This window comes from Anaerobacillus sp. 63XJN7_4_ISO-PGPR-S23-413, from assembly GCF_056173725.1.
On sequence record NZ_CM149688.1, the window covers coordinates 4133400 to 4152237 of the forward strand.

The 18838-nt window shown below is 41.4% G+C and carries 19 protein-coding genes; 8 read left to right on the top strand and 11 right to left on the bottom strand.

Going from position 1 to position 18838, the window contains the following annotated elements; genetic code table 11:
• The first annotated feature begins 140 nt into the window (after window positions 1-140).
• Complete coding sequence (locus AC0VYO_RS21360; protein ID WP_194218256.1) at window positions 141-1058, top strand: zinc dependent phospholipase C family protein; 918 nt, start codon at window positions 141-143, stop codon at window positions 1056-1058.
• Between the two features lie 175 nt (window positions 1059-1233).
• Here AC0VYO_RS21360 and AC0VYO_RS21365 read toward each other — a convergent pair whose 3' ends face one another.
• Window positions 1234-2520, bottom strand: a complete 1287-nt coding sequence (locus AC0VYO_RS21365; protein WP_475368229.1) for an MFS transporter — start codon at window positions 2518-2520, stop codon at window positions 1234-1236.
• A gap of 162 nt (window positions 2521-2682) precedes the next feature.
• Here AC0VYO_RS21365 and AC0VYO_RS21370 point away from each other — a divergent pair, with 162 nt between their 5' ends.
• Window positions 2683-2991: a hypothetical protein gene (locus AC0VYO_RS21370; RefSeq protein ID WP_194218254.1), complete on the top strand. Its 309-nt coding sequence runs from the start codon at window positions 2683-2685 to the stop codon at window positions 2989-2991.
• Window positions 2992-3084: 93 nt separating this feature from the next.
• Here the strand turns inward: AC0VYO_RS21370 and AC0VYO_RS21375 are convergent, their stop codons facing one another.
• Window positions 3085-3960 (bottom strand): NAD(P)-dependent oxidoreductase, encoded by an 876-nt coding sequence (locus AC0VYO_RS21375; protein ID WP_475367539.1) that lies wholly within the window; start codon window positions 3958-3960, stop codon window positions 3085-3087.
• 77 nt (window positions 3961-4037) lie between these two features.
• On the opposite strand from AC0VYO_RS21375, the gene AC0VYO_RS21380 reads away from it, so the two are divergent.
• Window positions 4038-4994 carry a YndJ family protein gene (locus AC0VYO_RS21380; RefSeq protein ID WP_475366214.1) on the top strand — a complete coding sequence of 319 codons (957 nt, stop codon included), beginning with the start codon at window positions 4038-4040 and terminating at the stop codon, window positions 4992-4994.
• A gap of 46 nt (window positions 4995-5040) precedes the next feature.
• On the opposite strand, the gene AC0VYO_RS21385 is transcribed toward AC0VYO_RS21380, so the two are convergent.
• Complete coding sequence (locus AC0VYO_RS21385; protein WP_276511785.1) at window positions 5041-5490, bottom strand: MarR family winged helix-turn-helix transcriptional regulator; 450 nt, start codon at window positions 5488-5490, stop codon at window positions 5041-5043.
• Window positions 5491-5571: 81 nt separating this feature from the next.
• Window positions 5572-6018 carry a MarR family winged helix-turn-helix transcriptional regulator gene (locus tag AC0VYO_RS21390; RefSeq protein WP_475368230.1) on the bottom strand — a complete coding sequence of 149 codons (447 nt, stop codon included), beginning with the start codon at window positions 6016-6018 and terminating at the stop codon, window positions 5572-5574.
• Window positions 6019-6180: 162 nt separating this feature from the next.
• On the opposite strand from AC0VYO_RS21390, the gene AC0VYO_RS21395 reads away from it, so the two are divergent.
• Window positions 6181-6603, top strand: coding sequence for an organic hydroperoxide resistance protein (locus tag AC0VYO_RS21395; RefSeq protein WP_475366216.1), 423 nt, complete (start codon window positions 6181-6183; stop codon window positions 6601-6603).
• 284 nt (window positions 6604-6887) lie between these two features.
• Complete coding sequence (locus tag AC0VYO_RS21400; protein WP_475368231.1) at window positions 6888-7616, top strand: MBL fold metallo-hydrolase; 729 nt, start codon at window positions 6888-6890, stop codon at window positions 7614-7616.
• On the opposite strand, the gene AC0VYO_RS21405 is transcribed toward AC0VYO_RS21400, so the two are convergent.
• The 3 genes from AC0VYO_RS21405 to msrB all read right to left on the bottom strand — a co-directional run bounded on the left by AC0VYO_RS21405 (window position 7613) and on the right by msrB (window position 10743).
• On the bottom strand, window positions 7613-8662 hold the full coding sequence (locus tag AC0VYO_RS21405; protein WP_475366218.1) for a GGDEF domain-containing protein: 1050 nt from the start codon (window positions 8660-8662) through the stop codon (window positions 7613-7615). The two genes, AC0VYO_RS21400 and AC0VYO_RS21405, sit on opposite strands and share 4 nt — an antisense overlap.
• A gap of 135 nt (window positions 8663-8797) precedes the next feature.
• Entirely contained in the window at window positions 8798-9796 is a 999-nt protein-coding gene (locus AC0VYO_RS21410; RefSeq protein WP_475368232.1) for an NAD(P)/FAD-dependent oxidoreductase, read from the bottom strand.
• Window positions 9793-10743 carry a peptide-methionine (R)-S-oxide reductase MsrB gene (gene msrB, locus AC0VYO_RS21415; RefSeq protein ID WP_475367540.1) on the bottom strand — a complete coding sequence of 317 codons (951 nt, stop codon included), beginning with the start codon at window positions 10741-10743 and terminating at the stop codon, window positions 9793-9795. Before msrB ends, AC0VYO_RS21410 begins: the two co-directional genes overlap by 4 nt.
• 265 nt (window positions 10744-11008) lie before the next feature.
• Here msrB and AC0VYO_RS21420 point away from each other — a divergent pair, with 265 nt between their 5' ends.
• Both AC0VYO_RS21420 and AC0VYO_RS21425 read left to right on the top strand, forming a co-directional pair.
• Window positions 11009-12241 carry an aminopeptidase gene (locus AC0VYO_RS21420; protein ID WP_475366220.1) on the top strand — a complete coding sequence of 411 codons (1233 nt, stop codon included), beginning with the start codon at window positions 11009-11011 and terminating at the stop codon, window positions 12239-12241.
• Between the two features lie 139 nt (window positions 12242-12380).
• Window positions 12381-13325 carry an ATP-grasp domain-containing protein gene (locus AC0VYO_RS21425; RefSeq protein ID WP_475368233.1) on the top strand — a complete coding sequence of 315 codons (945 nt, stop codon included), beginning with the start codon at window positions 12381-12383 and terminating at the stop codon, window positions 13323-13325.
• 28 nt (window positions 13326-13353) lie between these two features.
• On the opposite strand, the gene AC0VYO_RS21430 is transcribed toward AC0VYO_RS21425, so the two are convergent.
• A complete protein-coding gene (locus tag AC0VYO_RS21430) occupies window positions 13354-14475 on the bottom strand; it encodes an HD domain-containing phosphohydrolase (RefSeq protein WP_475368234.1) in 1122 nt (373 codons plus the stop codon).
• A gap of 301 nt (window positions 14476-14776) precedes the next feature.
• On the opposite strand from AC0VYO_RS21430, the gene AC0VYO_RS21435 reads away from it, so the two are divergent.
• The gene (locus AC0VYO_RS21435) at window positions 14777-15886 is read left to right on the top strand and encodes a DUF2515 family protein (protein ID WP_475368235.1); all 1110 of its coding nucleotides are present in this window, start codon (window positions 14777-14779) and stop codon (window positions 15884-15886) included.
• A gap of 52 nt (window positions 15887-15938) precedes the next feature.
• Here the strand turns inward: AC0VYO_RS21435 and AC0VYO_RS21440 are convergent, their stop codons facing one another.
• The 3 genes from AC0VYO_RS21440 to AC0VYO_RS21450 form a co-directional block, all read right to left on the bottom strand.
• Complete coding sequence (locus tag AC0VYO_RS21440) at window positions 15939-16394, bottom strand: hypothetical protein (RefSeq protein ID WP_194218241.1); 456 nt, start codon at window positions 16392-16394, stop codon at window positions 15939-15941.
• A gap of 1 nt (window position 16395) precedes the next feature.
• The gene (locus tag AC0VYO_RS21445) at window positions 16396-17208 is read right to left on the bottom strand and encodes a DUF3100 domain-containing protein (protein ID WP_226615863.1); all 813 of its coding nucleotides are present in this window, start codon (window positions 17206-17208) and stop codon (window positions 16396-16398) included.
• A 215-nt stretch (window positions 17209-17423) separates the two neighbouring features.
• Entirely contained in the window at window positions 17424-18656 is a 1233-nt protein-coding gene (locus AC0VYO_RS21450; protein WP_475368236.1) for a dicarboxylate/amino acid:cation symporter, read from the bottom strand.
• Window positions 18657-18838 lie beyond the last annotated feature (182 nt).

The following is an 18838-nucleotide window of genomic DNA, read 5'->3' on the forward strand; positions in this document are numbered from 1 at the left end:
GCCTGCGCCGGGCTTTTAATATGCTTGAATTTATGAATTTAAGGGAAAAAGAAAGAGAAATGTTTTCTGAAGATTATGGCAAGAAGACAGGTTCTCTTCAGGTATACTAATAGAAAGACATATAAGGAGGGGATAAATCGATGCCAAATGTCTGGACACATATTTTATTCGGAGAAGAAGCTGCGATGGAAGCCGGCATATGGAATACGATCAAAGGTGACCTGCCTTTCTTTCGACTTGGTGCACAGGGACCTGACCCTTTCTTTTATCATAATTTCTGGCCCTGGAAAAAGAATAAGCCTGTTCAAGAAGCGGGATCAGTTCTTCATCAAGATCATTGTGGTTCATTCCTCATGGAGATGATTGAATACGGAAAGCAGGACGATCCGATGCTTCGCGCATATATCCTTGGCTTTGTGACGCATCATATTCTTGATCGAAACACGCATCCTTATATCCACTATCGTGCCGGTCTTGAAGGCAACCGACATCAACAGCTTGAAATTATTATAGATACCATTTTGATGAAAGAATACAAAGATGTAGAAACGTGGAAAACACCCGTTTACCAAGAGATTCACATTGGCAAATCACTCTATCCTCCTATTGAACTCATGCTGTATGAATTGATCCAAACCTTTTATCCAGAAACAGCTGAACGTATGCCAGACGACTATATTACTCAATCTTATCGGGATATGGTACTTGCGCTAAAAATATTATTCGATCCACACGGATGGAAAAATCAACTTTTAAAGAAACAAGTCTCTTCCTTTTCCTATCGAAAACAAATTGGCAATGAAGATTATTTAAATCGTGAAGGCACCACTTGGATCCATCCAGCTATTAAAGACGAGGAATCCACCGCGACCTTTGAAGAGCTGCTTGAGCAAGCGGAAGAAGAGGCAACAAGTATCCTGCCTCTTATTCATGATTACTGGCACAACGAAGAAAACTGCCTAACTGAATTAAAAACACAAATCGGCAACCGCTCATATGACACAGGAAAAGATTGCACGCTTTCACTTGAGTTAAAGCACTTCGACCCCATTTTGTAAGGGGTTTCATGTCATAGGAAGGCTCTGAGCAGTGTTATACTGCTCAGAGCCTTTTTTGTGGTCTGTTACCTGGTGAACTGTAGAGAAAACCACTTAATTCCGCGATTTTCTCAATAATTCCGCGATATCTCACTTTTTTCCGCGAAAACCATTATTAATTCCGCGATTCTGCTAATTACATATCCACCCCTTCATTCACCATCACAACCTTCGCCTCCTCTTTCCCTTTTTCGATATTCACTTTACTAAGTAAATAGATGCCTGCTAGAAAAAAGACAACTAGCGATACGATCCCAAGTCGACTTGAGCCTGTTACCTGACCAACGAAGGCAAAGAGAAACGGACCGAATATCGCTGAAAATTTAGCTGAAATCCCATAGAAACCGTAAAATTCTGCATGACGATGATCCGGAACAATACTTCCAAAAATCGAACGACTTAATGCTTGGGCACCCCCCTGAACGAAGCCGACCATGATCGCAAGTAGATAGAAATGCGTAGCAGTTGTCATAAAGTATCCTAGTAAAACGATGCCCACATATATCCATAGTGCTAGCATAAGCGCTCGTTTCGGGCGAATTTTCTTCGCTAAGTATCCAAACAAGAAGGCGAACGGTATGCCTACAAACTGCGTAATGAGGAGCGCTGCAATCAAATCATTCGCTCCTATTCCGATATCTCTTCCATAGATCGTCGCCATTTTAATAATAGTGGAAATGCCATCATTAAATAACCAGAAAGCGACTAGAAAAAGAAGCAGCTGTTTATAGTGGTTCAATTCCCTAAAGGTTGTGCGAAGTCTTTTAAAACCGATTGTCACGTAGGAGCCGCTTAATTTCGGCTGACTATGCTCAACTTCATGCACGTTTTTGAACATTGGGATCGAGAAAACAAACCACCAGACTCCAACACTTGCGAATGAAAGCTGCGTCGCGACAAGCGTATTCGGAAGGAAAAACCACGATGGATTTAAGATCATCATCAGGTTAACGAGAAGCAGAAGCCCGCCGCCAATATAGCCAAAAGCGTAGCCTCTTGCTGAGATGCGGTCCATCTCCTCCCCTTTTGCGATCTCGGGTAAGAATGCATCGTAAAAGACGTTGCTACCTGAGAAACCGATTGTTCCAAAGATTAGTAGAATCGAAGCAAATAAATATCCGCCCTCACCAACGAAAGCCATTAAAACACTCGCAATCATTCCCATATAAGCAAAAAAGCGCAAATATGTTTTCTTTGAATTAGAATAGTCAGCAATAGCACCAAGGATCGGGGCAAGAAAAGCTACGATTAGAACGGCAATGGATTGCGAATAGCCCCAATATGATGTGGCAAGGCTTTGGTCAATATTCTTGGCAGCGACATCGTAATAAAAGACAGGGAGTACTGCTGCCATCATCGTCGTTGCAAAAGCAGAATTAGCGAAATCATACATCATCCAGCTACGAATCTCTTTTTTTCTCATCTTTTTGCCTCCCTGATGTTCAATTCCTTTCAGCATAGCAGGTCGTGACACCTCTTTCTTCAGGCTGGAACATTCTTCATGATCATTTTACAAATGACAGGCTTGCTACATATTCTAGCTGCGAGTACACTAGCGGTAGAGTAATGAAACGGAGGTCGTCCTATGGACCAAAAAGAAATTCAAGACAAAGTTATTGAAAACTATCAGCGCGATGAAAACATGATGATTCTTGTTTTTGCTCAGTGGTGTGTAAACAATGACTTAAATCCAGAAACGCTTTACGCAAAAGCTTATCCAGATCAGGTGAATAACCCTGCTCTTAAACAAAGCATTGAACTCGTTGTACCAAAAGAAGAATCAGAGCATATCCCAGATCAAACGGTGATTGGCGTCCTTTCTCTTTTCGGAAATGATGATCTTGCATTTGTTGTAACAGAAGAAATCGACAAACGCCAAAAAGAAGATAAATAAGCGTTTACCACAGTTTATTCGATAGCAGAGGGAAACTTCCCTTTATAATCAACGAAAGACCCGGTGCATATGCTCCGGGTCTTTCGTTTTCAATTAGGCATCGCGAAATAGTTTCACAAGTGCCTGTGTACCACTATCTTCTTCTCCACGCTCAGCAAGATCTTCGTAGAGCTTTTTTGAAAGCTCAAGGCCAGGTGTCAGCATGCCCATTTGCTTGGCAGATTCAAGAGCAATCGTCATGTCTTTAATAAAATGCTTCACGTAAAAGCCAGGCTCAAATCGATTTGAAACCATTCTTGGCGCAAGGTTGCTTAGCGACCAGCTGCCAGCTGCGCCAGATTCAATACTTTCAAGAACTGTTGTCGGATTCAACCCTGCCTTTTCCGCATAAACTATCGCTTCAGTAACACCCATCATGTTACTTGCGATGGCAATTTGATTACACATTTTTGTGTGTTGTCCTGCTCCTGCTGGGCCTTGAAGAACAATATTTTGTCCCATTACTTCGAAAATCGGTCGAGCTTTTTCAAACACTTCTAACTCTCCACCGACCATAATGGATAGTCGCCCTTCCTTCGCTCCAACGTCTCCTCCTGATACAGGAGCATCAAGCGCGTAGAGCTGTTTTGATAGAGCATGCTGATAGATTTCTTCAGCAAGAGCCGGGCTAGAAGTTGTCATATCAATTAGAATCGAATGCGGCTTAGCATGTTCTAGTATCCCTTTCTCACCTATGTAGACCTCTTCTACATCTTTAGGATAGCCGACCATAGTGATGATTACGTCAGCATTCGCTGCCACGTCCTTCACTTCATCTTGCCATTCTGCCCCTTCTTGAATAAGCGGTTCTGCCTTGCTTTTTGTTCGCGTTGAGATAAGCGTGCGATATCCCGCTTTGATTAAGTTCCGAACCATGCTTTCTCCCATTACACCAATCCCAACAAAACCTAGTACTGGCTTTCGATCCATTTCAATCGCCTCTCTTCCCAGAATTTCCTTTTCTATCACTTCTCTTCATCGTACACTAAAAGAGAGGTGAAATCATAATGAAAACAAGCAGTTTTGCCGGTCTATTTCTTTGGGTAGCCTTCGTTGTCACGAAATTACTCACAACTCCAATCGATACACTTCAATATGTCATGATGTTATTAATGTTCGCTTATCTTGTACTTGTGCCGTTAACCTTAAATCTCGTCCCACAGAGAAAGAACTCCTTTTATCGTTATGCCACCTGGATTCAGCTTCCATCAGCTGTTTTTGCTGGTGTTTCCTTCTTTATTGAACAGGGAACGCTCGCTGTACTTCTAGCCGTTCCGTGGTTTCTTACGACGATTTTAATTGCGCTCTACGGATTTTCTCGTCTCCTCCAAACATGGAAGAGAAGCACAATTTTTGAAGTTCTCATTCAACTGGGGTTGATGTACATAAGCATTGGGGGACTCTGGCTCATTCTACATCGGTCAGGCATCCAGATTCTCCATTTTAGTGATGTAATCGTCCTGCTCACATCTATTCATTTCCACTATGCCGCTTTCATTACACCCATTACGATGGCGTTCATCGGGAAAATGCTTCTAAAAAAAGCACCTTCCATTCAGCCGTGGTTTAAAACGATTGCGAACTTTGTTCTATTCGGACCACCTTTCATTGCGGTTGGTATTACACTATCGGATTCGTGGCCCGTTCTTGAGTTTATTTCAGTCGTTGAATTCGTAACACCGCTCATCGTTTTTTCGATTCTTTGTCTCGTCTATTTAGTGCCAACATTGGATTATTCCGTTCAAATGTTGCTCTCAATTTCATTCGCTTCTCTGCTATTCTCGATGAGTTCCGCTATGATTTATGGATTTGCTCATGTGAATGAAACCGTTATTCTCGGTATTCCTTTAATGGTCTTTTTCCATGGATTCGTGAACACATTTGGCTTCTCTTTATTTGGCCTGCTTGGCGTGACCGCGATGCAGGAAACAAAAGTACTCAAAAAAACCAGCCTCTCTACATAATGTGAGAAGCTGGTTTTTTGGATCATATTAAGAAATAAAGAGGAATTTATAGCTCCTCTGCATAGTGACCGAGTTTTTTCAGTAGTGTAATGGCCGTTTCTTTCTCAGACTCATCCAAACCGGCAAAGATCGACTGGACTTGTTTCTCATGGTTAGGAAAAATTCGATCCATTAACTTTTTACCTTCATCCGTGATAACAGCATGTGTGATCCGTCGATCATTCGGACATGGATTGCGCTTCAAATACCCTTTTCCTTCAAGCTTGTCGACAACGTAGGTGATGCTTCCACTCGCAAGTAGAATTTTCTCACCGATTTGCTGTAGCGGCTGATTTCCTTTGTGATAAAGCAACTCAAGCACAGCAAATTCCGTTGGATTTAATCCATAGCTTTGAATATCCGTTTTAATATGATCGGTAACAGAGCGATTCGATCTAGCCAGGACAATGAATAGCTTTAGTGAAAGCTCACGATCTTTATCATTCATAACGTTCACCCTTAACTTCTAATATCTTGAATTCGAGATAATTATACTTAATTCCAATAACTTATGTCAACTTAATCTGGAAAATTGCTACTATTTTTCATTCACGGAATGAATATGGTCCAACAGCTGTTGAAAGCCAGATAATGCCTTCGTGAATTCCTCTTTTGATAAACCACTGTTTGCCGCCATAGCGTTTGGAATGATCGAAGCTTCCTCTCTCAACCCTTCCCCTTTTGATGTTAAACGAACCATCACTCTGCGCTCATCTTCTTTCGAACGCTCTCTCATCACAAGACCCGCTTCTTCCATTCTTTTTAGCAGGGGAGTTAACGTGCCTGAGTCCAAATAAAGCTCTGCGCCAAGCGCCTTCACGGTTGTTTCATGTTTTTCCCAAAGAACAAGGAGAACGAGATATTGAGGATACGTAATATCAAGCTGGTTCAAATAAGGACGATACATCTTCGTAATTTCCCTTGAACAAGCATATACAGAAAAACAGAGCTGATTCTCTAGTTTTAATTGTTCGTTATGGTTCATGATAACCCCTTCTTTTCAATAAGTTGTGCACAATCAACTTATCCCGATTTGACTGTTATGTCAACATGATCGCTTTCTGTTGACAGATAAATAACGATGAGATATATTTAATCTTGTAAAATTAAATTGTGCACAATTTAAATTATTAGGAGGAATTTTATTATGGAATCGTTATATACTGCAAAAGCATCAGCACACGGCGGCAGACAGGGTAAAGTAGAATCATCGGACGGCGTCATCAACATGGACCTTCGTATGCCAAAAGAACTTGGCGGTCAGGGAGGAGAAGCAACGAATCCTGAACAATTGTTTGCAGCAGGTTATGCAGCTTGTTTCGATAGCGCCTTAAATATGGTCGCACGCATGAAGCGAATTAAAATCAAAGATACGGTAGTAGAAGCGCACGTATCAATCGGAAAAGAAGAAGACGGCGCATTCGGACTTAGTGCGAAGCTACACGTTACAATTCCAGGTGTCGATCAAGAAACAGCAAACGAACTTGTTGAATCGGCACACCAAACTTGCCCTTATTCAAGAGCAACGCGCGGAAATATGGAAGTGGAGCTAGAAGCAATCGCGAAGTAAGCTTCAATCACTGGAAAGAGCTGCCGAGTGTCGGCAGCTCTTTTTACTGTTTGAGCGTTTTAGCCAATAAATTTCGATTTCGGACAATAAAATCAAATTTTAGCCAATATCCACACCACTCCACCAGAAACACACCACTCCAACTAGGAGAGAAGGTTTTTTTCTCCTCAAAAATCGCTATACTAGAAGTAGATTAGCGGAAGGTGTGATGGATTGTGCTCACCGTTTCAGAATTCGAGGGGGTTAAGGCTGTAAAAGGGACTTTTCAGCTTGGGGGCGTTCGGATGAACGTATATATGTACCTTGTAGATGAGCTCTTGATCGACTGCGGACCTAGCCGCCTTCAAAAAGAAATAATGGATTTTCTCTCTAAGGAGAACTATACCCAAATAATCTTAACGCATCACCATGAGGACCATACAGGCAATGCTTCGATGCTTTCTTCAGGAATACCGATGTATATTCATCCTGAAGGCATTCCTTTGTGTCGTGCGAGACCTCACCTCCCACTCTATAGGCGCGTTTTCTGGGGCTCCCGAAAACCATTCGAAGCTAGGGGAATCGAGCACCGAGTCGTAACAAAGCATCATACATTTGATTTACTTCACACGCCTGGTCACGCGCCAGATCACTTGGCTCTTCTTGAGAAGGAACGAGGGTGGCTGTTTACAGGTGATCTCTACGTCATGAGTCAACCAAAAAGTATTTTCGCGTTTGAATCAATTCCAGACGTCATTCAATCACTCCAAAAAGTACTATCACAAGACTTTAAGACTGTTTTTTGTTCGCATGCTGGTATATTACCAAACGGGCGCAGACGATTAGAGGAAAAGCTTTACTATCTTCTTTCCATTCAAGACCAGGTTCTTGCAAAACATAAGGATGGCAAGCCGGCATCCGTCATTCAGAAAGAATTGTTTCCAAGTCGCCATGTGCTGAACTACTTCTCACTTTTCGAAAATTCATCTAAACATATCGTTACCTCGATCATAAATAAAGAAGGATCACGCTAGTAGACGTGATCCTTTTCAGTATATTGATCATACCAATAAATTCGATTTCTCCCCTGTTTTTTTGCGAGATATAACCGCTCATCTGCGAGTTTCATGCATGGAATAATGCCATTTTCTAAAGGATAAAGTGCTGTTCCAAAGCTCATTGTCACACTGAAATATTCGCCCTTTGCAGTGAAGGTCATGTTTCTGATGAGTACCTGAATATGTAGCAAACATTCTCTCGCTTCTTCTACATCCTCAGCATCCAACAAAAGCGCTAATTCCTCTCCGCCATATCGATATGCTCTGCCTTTTGTTCCAATTTGTTTCTTTAATACTTCGCCTATTTTACGGAGCACATTATCGCCAACTAGATGCCCAAATTGATCATTCACCGATTTAAAATAGTCTAAATCGGCAAGAACAACAAGAATTGGCTTCTCCTGCTCAGCACAGTAACGTAAATCTTCTTGAAAGGAGCGATGATTGTATAGATCTGTTAAAAAATCTTTCCGCGCAATGTCTTCTAATTGAGTATTCTTGGAGCGCATCTTCCGTTCTCTTGAAACGATAATCCCGCCAAGAATCCCCATAAATATAAGGAACATAAAATCTAGAAGATATGAAATCAGGTCCTCACCCGTAAACGAATAACCGCTAAAAATAAGAACTCCTGTATAACCAACACCTAGAAAAAGCGCTGCAATCATACCTCCGCTAAATTTCCAATACACTGCAACATGGAGGATAATTAAATATCCGATGGGAAAGAGTGGACTCCCTCCGCCTCCAGTTAACACAATAAGCCATAGAAAAGCGACGTAATCAAAAGCGACACTCACTTTCGTCATATAGTGGTATCGTTTTGAATTTAAAGGCGTTCGATGAAGCGCATATTCAGCGACTGCCATATAAACAAAACCAAATATAAGCAAACTCAAAAAAGCGATGCTATTTCCCTGTAATAAAATATAATAATATGCCCCTGCAATGAGGAGAAAAACCCATCGAAAAAGCGATAAAATCTTTTCAATTATATGGTCGTTTTCTGTTATCACATTCATTATTTCACCCTTTTCACCTTGATTTATTTCAAGTATGAAAATTTTTCCACTACATTTATTATAACGCAAAAGTTACGAAACAATAGGCTGTTTTCAAAACTTTCGAACAAGATGAATACAGAAAAAAGGAAGACTTCACGTGGAAGTCTTCCTGTTCATCAACTGCTTTATTTCTTCTGCTACAGCTAATCCTGATAATACAGCACTTTCGATTCGCGTTCGTCCGGTTTGATCATTTTCATGTAAGAATGCATCCCCTGCTACAAAGATAGCCTCTTTATCAGAAACGTTTAGAAACGGATGATTATGAACGTGAACTGCTTGAGCATATCGCCATCTTTTTAATTGTTGAGACACCAACGACTCAAGGGGAAGCAAGTGCTCTATCTTTTTCAGGATATCAGCTAAAACAGCTTCATCCTCATAATGATAAAAACTCTTTGAGAAATCAGGAGTTGCATAGACCGTTATAATACGTTCATCCGAAATACCTTTTACACGATTATCAACCATACGCTCGATGCCATCAGGCAAATCTGAATCCTTATGCCCTTCAGGAGGTAGCCTGGTTTCGTCTTCTTTTTTAAAAGTCAGAAGGCCAACTACCGCAGGATCGAATGTTATTTGGTTGAGCGATTGAAGCGATTGATCCGATACTTGAACATCACTCGCTTCAAGAAGCTGAAGCGTCTGGGGAGCTGGTGGAGTAAGTAGTACAAGGCTTGCCTGGACTCGCTCACCTTTCTCCGAAATAACGACGTACTCTTCTTCAGCCCGCTCAATTTGCTCAACTTTACTATTTAATTGATGCGGTACTCCACTAGCAAGATTCTTTACTAATTGATTCATACCGTTTGTTGCTTTGTATCTTGCATGTTTGTCTCCAAACCACCTTGATATCCATTGGTTCTGTTCCCATTCATCGACAAATTGCTGGAACTGATCTGTTCGAACGGTGAAAAATTGTGCCCCATGATCAGCTCGACCATCTCCTATTTTTTTCGTTGCGAGCCGGCCACCGACACTTTTGCTTTTATCAAGTACTAAGACATTAATCCCGTCTTCGGTTAATTTCCTTGCTGCAAGAATTCCAGCAACACCGCCGCCTACAATCGCAACATCAACTTTTCTCATTCAAATAGAACTCGGTATTCGCCGTATCCTTCTTCTTCAAGACTTTCTTTTGGAACGAATTTCATTGCTGCTGAATTAATGCAATAGCGAAGACCATTCTCTAAAGGACCATCATTAAATACGTGACCGAGATGAGAATCGGCTTCCTTGCTTCGCACCTCTGTTCGAATCATAAAGTGACTGAAATCCTTCTTTTCTTTCACAAAATGATTGTTGATCGGCTGCGTAAAACTCGGCCAGCCACAGCCAGCATCATATTGATCCGTTGAGCTAAACAGTGGTTCACCAGAAACAACGTCAACATAGATACCTGGTTTGGCATTATCGTAATACTCATTCTGGAACGGACGCTCTGTTCCATTTTTTTGTGTCACTTCGTATTGAATATCTGTTAAACGACTGCGAAGTTCGTCATCGTTTTTCTCATACGCCCAGTTTTTCTCTATGAAATCAGCGCGACCTGATCCTTTTTTGTAGCGATTGTAGTGGGCAGGATTTTTCTTATGGTAATCCTGATGATAATCTTCAGCCGGGTAAAATGGCTTGGCTGGGAGGATTTTTGTCACGATCGGTTTTGAGAAGCGTCCACTTTCTTCTAGCTCTTTTCGAGACTCTTCAGCCAGTTTCTCTTGCTCTTCGTTATGATAATAAATCGCTGTGATGTACGTGTCACCGCGGTCAAAGAACTGCCCGCCTGAATCTGTTGGATCAATTTGACGCCAAAATAGATCAAGTAGTTTAGTGTATGGAAAGACGTTAGGATCAAATGTAATTTGAACGGCCTCAACATGACCGGTAGTTTTCGAAATGACTTCTTCGTATGTTGGATAAGGCTTCTCTCCGCCTGTATAGCCAGATACGATGCTTTGAATGCCTGGCATTTCTTCAAATGGCTCAACCATACACCAGAAACATCCTCCAGCAAATGTTGCAAGCTCATAATTCATACTCATTCTCTACCACTCCAATATAGAAGATTTATTCTACCCTTAAGTGCTACTAAAGGTTCGATTGGTTCGTCTAACCATCAGAAGGAAATGAACCACCTCCTCCTGATGGAAGTATTCACTTTACATATAACATATCCGAAATGGACGGTTTATTGCCAGAAACTTGCTTTATGAGTAGGTAATCAGGGAATAATTTACTAAAAATCAAGAAATCTGCTACAATTTAGAAGTATAACTACGTGAAAAAAGGAGATCTTCGACTATGGCTACGTTTCAAGAGAATCTACAGAAATACGCAGATCTAGCGGTTAAAGTAGGAGTAAATATTCAACAAGGACAAACTCTTGTTGTAAACGCTCCTCTGACATCAGCCGAATTTGTTCGAAACATTGCTGAAAGCGCTTATGAAGCTGGAGCTAAAAATGTCCATGTTGAATGGAACGATGAAACCTTAACTCGTATTAAGTTTGACAAAGCACCTGACGAAGCATTCAAAGAATTTCCGACCTGGAAAGCGAAGGGCTTTGAAGAGATGGCAGAAAACGGAGCGGCTTTTCTCTCAATCACCTCTTCTAATCCAGACCTTTTAAAAGGTGTAGATCCTGAACGCATTTCGAATGCAAGCAAAACAGCAGGCAAGGCGATGGAAGGGTACCGCAACTATATGATGTCTGATCATAATAGCTGGTCAGTTGTTGCCGTTCCTTCTAAAGGATGGGCTCAGAAAGTGTTCCCTGACGCACCAGAGGAAGAACAGGAAGCCAAGTTATGGGAAGCTATTTTCCAGGCCACTCGTGTTTCAACTGGCGATCCGGTTCAGGCATGGAAAGAGCACAGTGCTAACCTTGAACAAAAGGTAGATTACCTAAACAATAAGCATTACAGCAAACTTCACTATCGTGCGCCGGGAACAGACCTCTCTATTGAACTTCCAAAGGCTCACCAGTGGGTTGGCGGAATCAGTGAGAATGTGAAAGGCGATCATTTTGTTGCGAACATGCCAACAGAAGAAGTGTTTACAATTCCGAATAAAACTGGTGTGAACGGTGTTGTGTCCTCAACAAAGCCCCTTAGCTACGGCGGAACAGTCATTGAGGACTTCACGCTTACATTTGAAAAAGGACGCATTGTAAAAGCAGAAGCGAAGAACGGCAATGAAACACTACAGCATCTAATCGAAACGGATGAAGGCGCTCACTATCTCGGTGAAGTAGCGCTCGTTCCTCATGATTCACCGATCTCGAATGCAGAAATCATTTTCTTCAACACGCTTTTCGATGAAAATGCTTCGAATCACCTTGCGATTGGGAATGCTTATTCCTTCTGTCTTGAAGGTGGAAAAAACATGTCTAAAGAAGAGCTTAAAGCGGCAGGAGCTAACGAAAGTGTAACGCATGTCGACTTTATGATCGGTTCAGAAGAAATGGATATTGATGGAATTAAAGAAGACGGGACAAGTGAACCAGTGTTCCGCAAAGGAAACTGGGCAATTTAGTTTTTAAAGCAGAGCAAACGAGCTCTGCTTTTTATTTTGGGACAGGTGATAGAACGTTTTCACTGGGATTATGATGAAAACTCCTTTATACTTGAGTAAAATGATAGGTTTTAACGGTTATAAAAAAGGAGGTTATTACATGAGCGCAAAAATATATATCATTCATGAGAACGAGGAATGGACAAAGCCCCTTAAGCATGAACTTGAACAGCTTAACGTCCCATATGAAGATTGGTTTCTGAGCGAAGGAAATTTCGACTTAAGTGACGTACCACCAGATGGTGTTTTCTATAATCGGATGAGTGCATCCTCCCACACTCGTGATCATCGCTATGCACCCGAATATACTGCAGCAGTACTATCATGGCTTGAGAGTCATGGGCGAAGAGTATTAAACGATAGCCGCGCACTAGCCCTTGAAGTCAGTAAAGTTGCCCAATACGCAGCCCTTAGAAAACATGGGGTCGTTACACCAAAAACGATTGCCGCTGTCGGAAAGGATCATCTTGTGAACGCAGCTGATGCATTTTCTGAGCCATTTATTACGAAGCATAACCGAGCTGGAAAAGGACTCGGCGTTCAGCTATTTAACAATCCAGAGACGTTGAAGGGCTATGTGATGAGTGATGCGTTTGAAGATTCGATTGATGGGATCACATTGCTTCAGCAGTACATTCAGGCTCCTGACGCTTCGATTACTCGCTGTGAGTTTGTAGGCGGAAAATTCCTCTATGCCGTTCGTGTCGATACATCTGAAGGTTTTGAGTTATGTCCAGCTGATGCTTGTCAGGTTGGGGATTCTTTTTGTCCGACAACAGAAGAACCCGCTCCTAAATTTGAAATCATTGAAAACTTCGATCATCCTGTTTTGACCAATTATGAAGCATTCTTAAAAGCCAACGGCATCGCCTTTGCAGGAATTGAATGCATTCAAAATGAGCGTGGCGATTTGTTTACTTATGATGTGAATACAAATACGAACTACAATGCCGATGCAGAGAAAAAAGCAGGTGTTTCTGGGATGAAAGCCATCGCTGAAACGCTCGCACAGGAACTTTCTAACCTTCATTCTCTACAAAAATAAAGAGCGCCGCGGGCGCTCTTGTTGCTTCTTAATCTTCGTATTGCTCTTTGATCTGGAGAAAACCGTCCATATTTGCTAAAAAAACGTCAATAAGATTAGGATCAAACTGACATCCTCGCTCCTTTTTAAAATGAGCGAGGATTTTTTCTGCGTTCCACGCCTTTTTATAAGGACGATCCGTAGCGAGCGCATCAAAAACATCAGCAACAGAAACAATCCGTCCATAGATGTGGATGTCGTCGCCACTTAGCCCCTCTGGATAACCTTTGCCGTCCCAGCGCTCATGGTGCTCCTTGGCAATAACGGCCGCTGCCTTTAGTATACTGCGATTAGAATTTTTCAAAAGGTTATAGCCGATATTAGCATGTTCCCTTACTGCAATGAACTCCTCTTCTGATAGTTTACCAGGCTTATTTAAAATCGCATCGGCAATGGCTACCTTCCCGATGTCATGCATCGGTGAAGCTACTTTAATGAGATCAGCTTCTTCTTCACTCAATCCGCATTTCATCGCTAGAAACTTTGCATACTCCGCTACTCGCTTAACGTGAGCTCCTGTTTCCTTTGAACGAACTTCCCCAATTTCCCCCATTTTGAAAATGATCTCTCGTTGAGCCTCTTCCATCTCAATGTTCGTTAACACAGCTTCGAGCGCTTGAGCTGTATAAGAAGCTGCAAGGCTTAAATACTTTACGTCCTGAGCTGTAAATACTTCATCGGCGGTTAATTTGTTGATGACCTGATAGACTCCAAGCCTTTGATTTTGCTTATTCGTCAGAGGAATCATCATGACAGACTTCGTTCGGTAGCCTGTCTTCACATCCAACTCTGCACAAAACCGCTTGTCCTCATAAGCATCATCGATTACGAGTGAGTTTGCTGTTTGATAGACGTAGCCTACAAGTCCGCTCGTGGCAGGAACACGAATTTTCTCCATACCATGAGGAACTCTTGCCAACAATTCATCTGTTTTCTCATCATATAGCCAGAGCGTACATCTGTCAGCAACCGTCATATCCCTCCCCATATCAGCCATAAGCATCAGAAGTCGGTCCAGATTGTTCTCAATCGTGATACGAGACGCATAATCAAAGATAATTTCGAGAAGCTCTTCAGAATGAAGCTCTCTTTTTAATCGGCCATGAGACATGTAGCAATTAGGCCTCCTTCAACGTGCTCATTTCTACTCGTGTGAATGAGCCAAATAGTAAAATATGAACGTGCAATTGTTATGAATACTTCTATCATACACTTATCCAAAGTTTAGTGGTAGATAAAGGAAGATAGAAAACCCACAATCACACCCAGTTTTTGTGTTGCAAATAGGTACAATTTGATCTCACTCACCCAAGTAGGCATCCCTTGTTAACAAAACCATTCGAAAGACTTTCTTCTTTCCTGATTCTACATTCATACGTATATAGAAAGGCAAACAAGGGAGTGGAAAAGTTGTGAAGTCCTTAATATCATTCTTTCTACCACAAAAGAAAAAGAGTCTATCTGCTCCTCTCATATACGAGTTAAAAAACGCGATCAAAACTCATTCAACTCCCACCTCATTTTCGGCGGAGGATCAGCAGCTCGTTCAATTCATTCTTGAAAAAACAGAGCGTGCAAATGCAAATAACGTCACTCGAACCAAAGCTTATCTGAGTTTCTTTTTCCAACATCCAGAAATTCATTGGGCTTTCCTTGCCCATCTCGTATCTCGGAATGCAGGATGGACAATGACTGATGTACAAGGTGAATATCTCCCCCACCTATTATCAGTAGATCAGCAGATATCCTTCTTCTCTTTTTTGGAACGAGGAAACTGGCTTATTTTTCAGGATGCCTATCCTCAGCTTCTTGTTTATCAAGAAAGTATTAAAAGAAGGAAACCACTTTTTCACCTACTATCTGCTTTTCACGTCTCTTCTTTTATGAGTGTTGTATGGAGAAGGTTCTGGATTGAAAAAGACCGTGATATCCTTTCAACAGCCCTGATTATCAATGAACAACACTACATCGATTCACGCATAATAAAGGATGATGTCTTCCATAAATCAGTTTTTAAAACATTGCCTTTTCAACTACAAAATGTTTTCAATATGAACGTGATATTATTTCCGAGGAATGATAATACCTCTATTCAGCTAATTGGTGAAACTGCCAATCATTTTCTTTATGTTAAGGAACGGATCCATCTTGGAAAGCGTCTCTACCAGATTCTATTTTCTAAGCAAGAAATCCTCAACGACATTTTAGATTGGGCATCACATCATCCGCATACTGGTTCACGTAAAGACTTTTGGCCACATTTTTTCCATCCGGTAAAGGAAGGAATACCAGGAGAAAAGCGCACCATCGAAAAGTGCAAGGTAACAGAAGGCCCGCGTATTTATAGCCCTCTTTTATCTGTTTGGAAGGAAGTCAGTCACGAGCCCCCCAATCGAGAGGATTGGTTTACAAATGATTCAGCCCTGTCCCTATTTTCGTTACCCGCTCCCGATTTGACAGGAAACGTCGCGAAAACCTACTGTCACTCAATTGAATGCCTCGAAAAACTCTGTCGCATATAAAAGACCCGTTCTTTTCCAATAAAAAAACTTCCGCACGGGAAGCTTTTTCTGATTAGATTATGTTTTGCATTCTCAAAACTACTTCAGCAATGAGGGCAGAACCTAGAAACGTTCCTACCATGACAAACATAGCGACCACTACGCTTCGCCAGCCTAGCTTAACAAAATCTGTCCAGGAGCGTCCGATTGCTATACCAGCATAAGCTAATATAGGAGTCGCAAGGGCAAGGATATTAATATTTTCCGTCCACTTTACGACATATTCAGAACCTGGCATGATTGGCATCGAAAGAAGAATTCCAATAATACCAATGTAAGCAACACTTGGAATATTCACAGGGAGAACGTGCTGAAGAATAAGTCCAGCTAAACAAATGACAATTAAAACGAGCATACCAGGTAAAGCTGAGACCGGAAACACACTATACCCAATCCAGTTTCCCACAGCTGCGATCAAGCCGAAAATCACTAATAATAACGTCCACTCTTGTACATTTTTTAATAGCATCTTATGCTCCTTTCCTCATGCTCGCCTGAGGTGACTTTTCTTTTGTTAGCAGCTGATACATTTTTTCTGTTAAAGGAAGACCTATGAAAATGCTCATGTATAAGCCTGTTGAGAGCGACAGCAAATTGCTCGCACCTGCAAATGCAATAATGTCGTCTGAAAATGCAGGAAAAGCAGCAACGAGCGAACCACTTGCAGCGGCCATCATACTTCCACTTCCAATCCCAGAAGCCATTGCGAACGATAATGGATGGAGCGGTGTAATTGTCGCAAGGAACCCAGATATCACTCCCATAAATACTGCCCCAAAGACTGTACCAAATATATAAATGGCCATAACCCCTCGTCCTTCAGGTGAATTAAAGCCATATTTATCAACAATCAGCCCAACGTTTGGCTCCCTTGCTACAGAATGCGCCATGCCAATGCTTTCTCTCTTCAGTCCAAGAAAAACAGCAATTGGCAGAGCAATGAATATCGTACCTAAATTTCCGAATTCCTGCAGAAGCAAAGCGGGACCTGCTTCGATTAATTTCGGTAGAGACGGTCCAATAATCACGCCGATTTTTGCGATAAGTAACGTTACACCAAGCACAATTAACGGTTCAGCATGAAGCGCCTGCGCTTTTTTAACAACTGGTGTAAAAAACAGACCGAGTCCAATAAGCATGGCGTACAGCATTGGCAATAATAGAATAACGCCAGGCCCTATTGTAAATTGAAAAACACCAATCCATTCTGTTAATGCAACAATTCCAAACACAAGTAAGTGCAATCTCCAATCTTTCCAAATCCCCTTAAGTTGATCTGACACCCGTATCCCCCATTTCCTTTTCTGCATGAAAGCTCTAAAGTTATTATTATCTTAATATTTAGATTCTTAAAAGTAAATGGATTATTCATACACCGGGGTAAGATTTAGCTTATAGGTTTTTTAGGAAGCGGATACAAATACAGTCACTATCGTCTTTATCCTTTTAAGAAAAAATTTAGACCAAAACAAAAAGCCAGGCATCACCCGACTTTTCATTACTCCGCTATCTTCTCTTTTGCCAATCTCTCTTTTCGATTAATAATCGAAGCACCAACAAGATCTCCCGTTACATTAAGACCAGTGGCACCCATTCCAACTAAGGCATCCACGGCTGTTAATAAAGCAACGGTTTCCATCGGTAACCCAACCTGAGCAAACACGGTGGCGATCATGACGATTCCAGCACCAGGGACACCTGCTGTACCAATTGATGCAAGTGTTCCAACGATAACGACCATCAACATGTCTGTAAAGCTTAGCGGCGAGCCAACGACATTTGCAGCGAACACCGCAGATATCGCAATTCGGATTGCCGCTCCATCCATATTAATCGTGGCACCTAGTGGCAAACTAAAACTATATAAACTTTTCGAAACCCCTAGCCCTTTCGCCGCGTTCATCGTAAGTGGCAATGTGCCAGAGCTACTTTGCGTAACAAAAGCGGTGATCATCGGCTTACTTGCATTACTAAAAAATTCTTTCGGACTTACTTTGAATAATAGCAAGAACAGTACATATATTCCGATCTGTACAATTAAAGCAATATAAAGGACAGCGATCATGTTTCCGAGTGAGAGAATCGTATCCACCCCCTGGTTTCCAATTGTTTTCGCAATGATTGCAAAAATTCCGATTGGAACGTACTGCAGAATCACATTCATAATTTTAAAAGTCGCTTCATTCAAGCCTTCAACTACTTTATATAGGTGCTCACCGAGCTGACCGTGTTCTTCTGAGTTTCGCAGCGCAGAAATCGCGATACCAAAAGCAAAAGCAGTAAAAATAATTCCAAGTAGATTCATCTCGTTAAACGCTGTAACGATGTTTGATGGTACGATATTTAAAAGAACACTTACAATCCCAGGATTATCCGGAACATCAAATGATTGGTTAGGATCGATTGATAATCCTGTACCTGGATTAAATAATGTCGCTACTGTTAGTCCAACGATGATAGCTAAAGCAGATGTTAAAACATAGTACAGAAACACCTTACCTCCCATACGGCCGAGATTATTCAATTTCGTTTGATTGACACCAACAATCAATGTAAATAGAATTAATGGGATAATAAGAAACGATAGCAATTTAATTAATAAATCTCCAAGCGGAGCGAGAATGGCCGCATCCTTGCCAAAAACAAGACCAACTATAATACCGAGAACTAGCGCAACGGTGATTTTTACTATTAACGAAGCATTCAAATAGCCTCTCATTACATTCTTCATGATTTCCCTCCTAATAAAGGAATGTGAATTATTCGTATATAATTACTAGGAAATAAGATACAGCACTATAAGCTATAAGTCAAAATGTTAGCTTTAACCTCCAAATATGTGAGCTTAACCCACTCTACAAAACTTTCATTCTTTAAATCTCTTTTTCCATGTATAGAGAAGGATAAACTCGG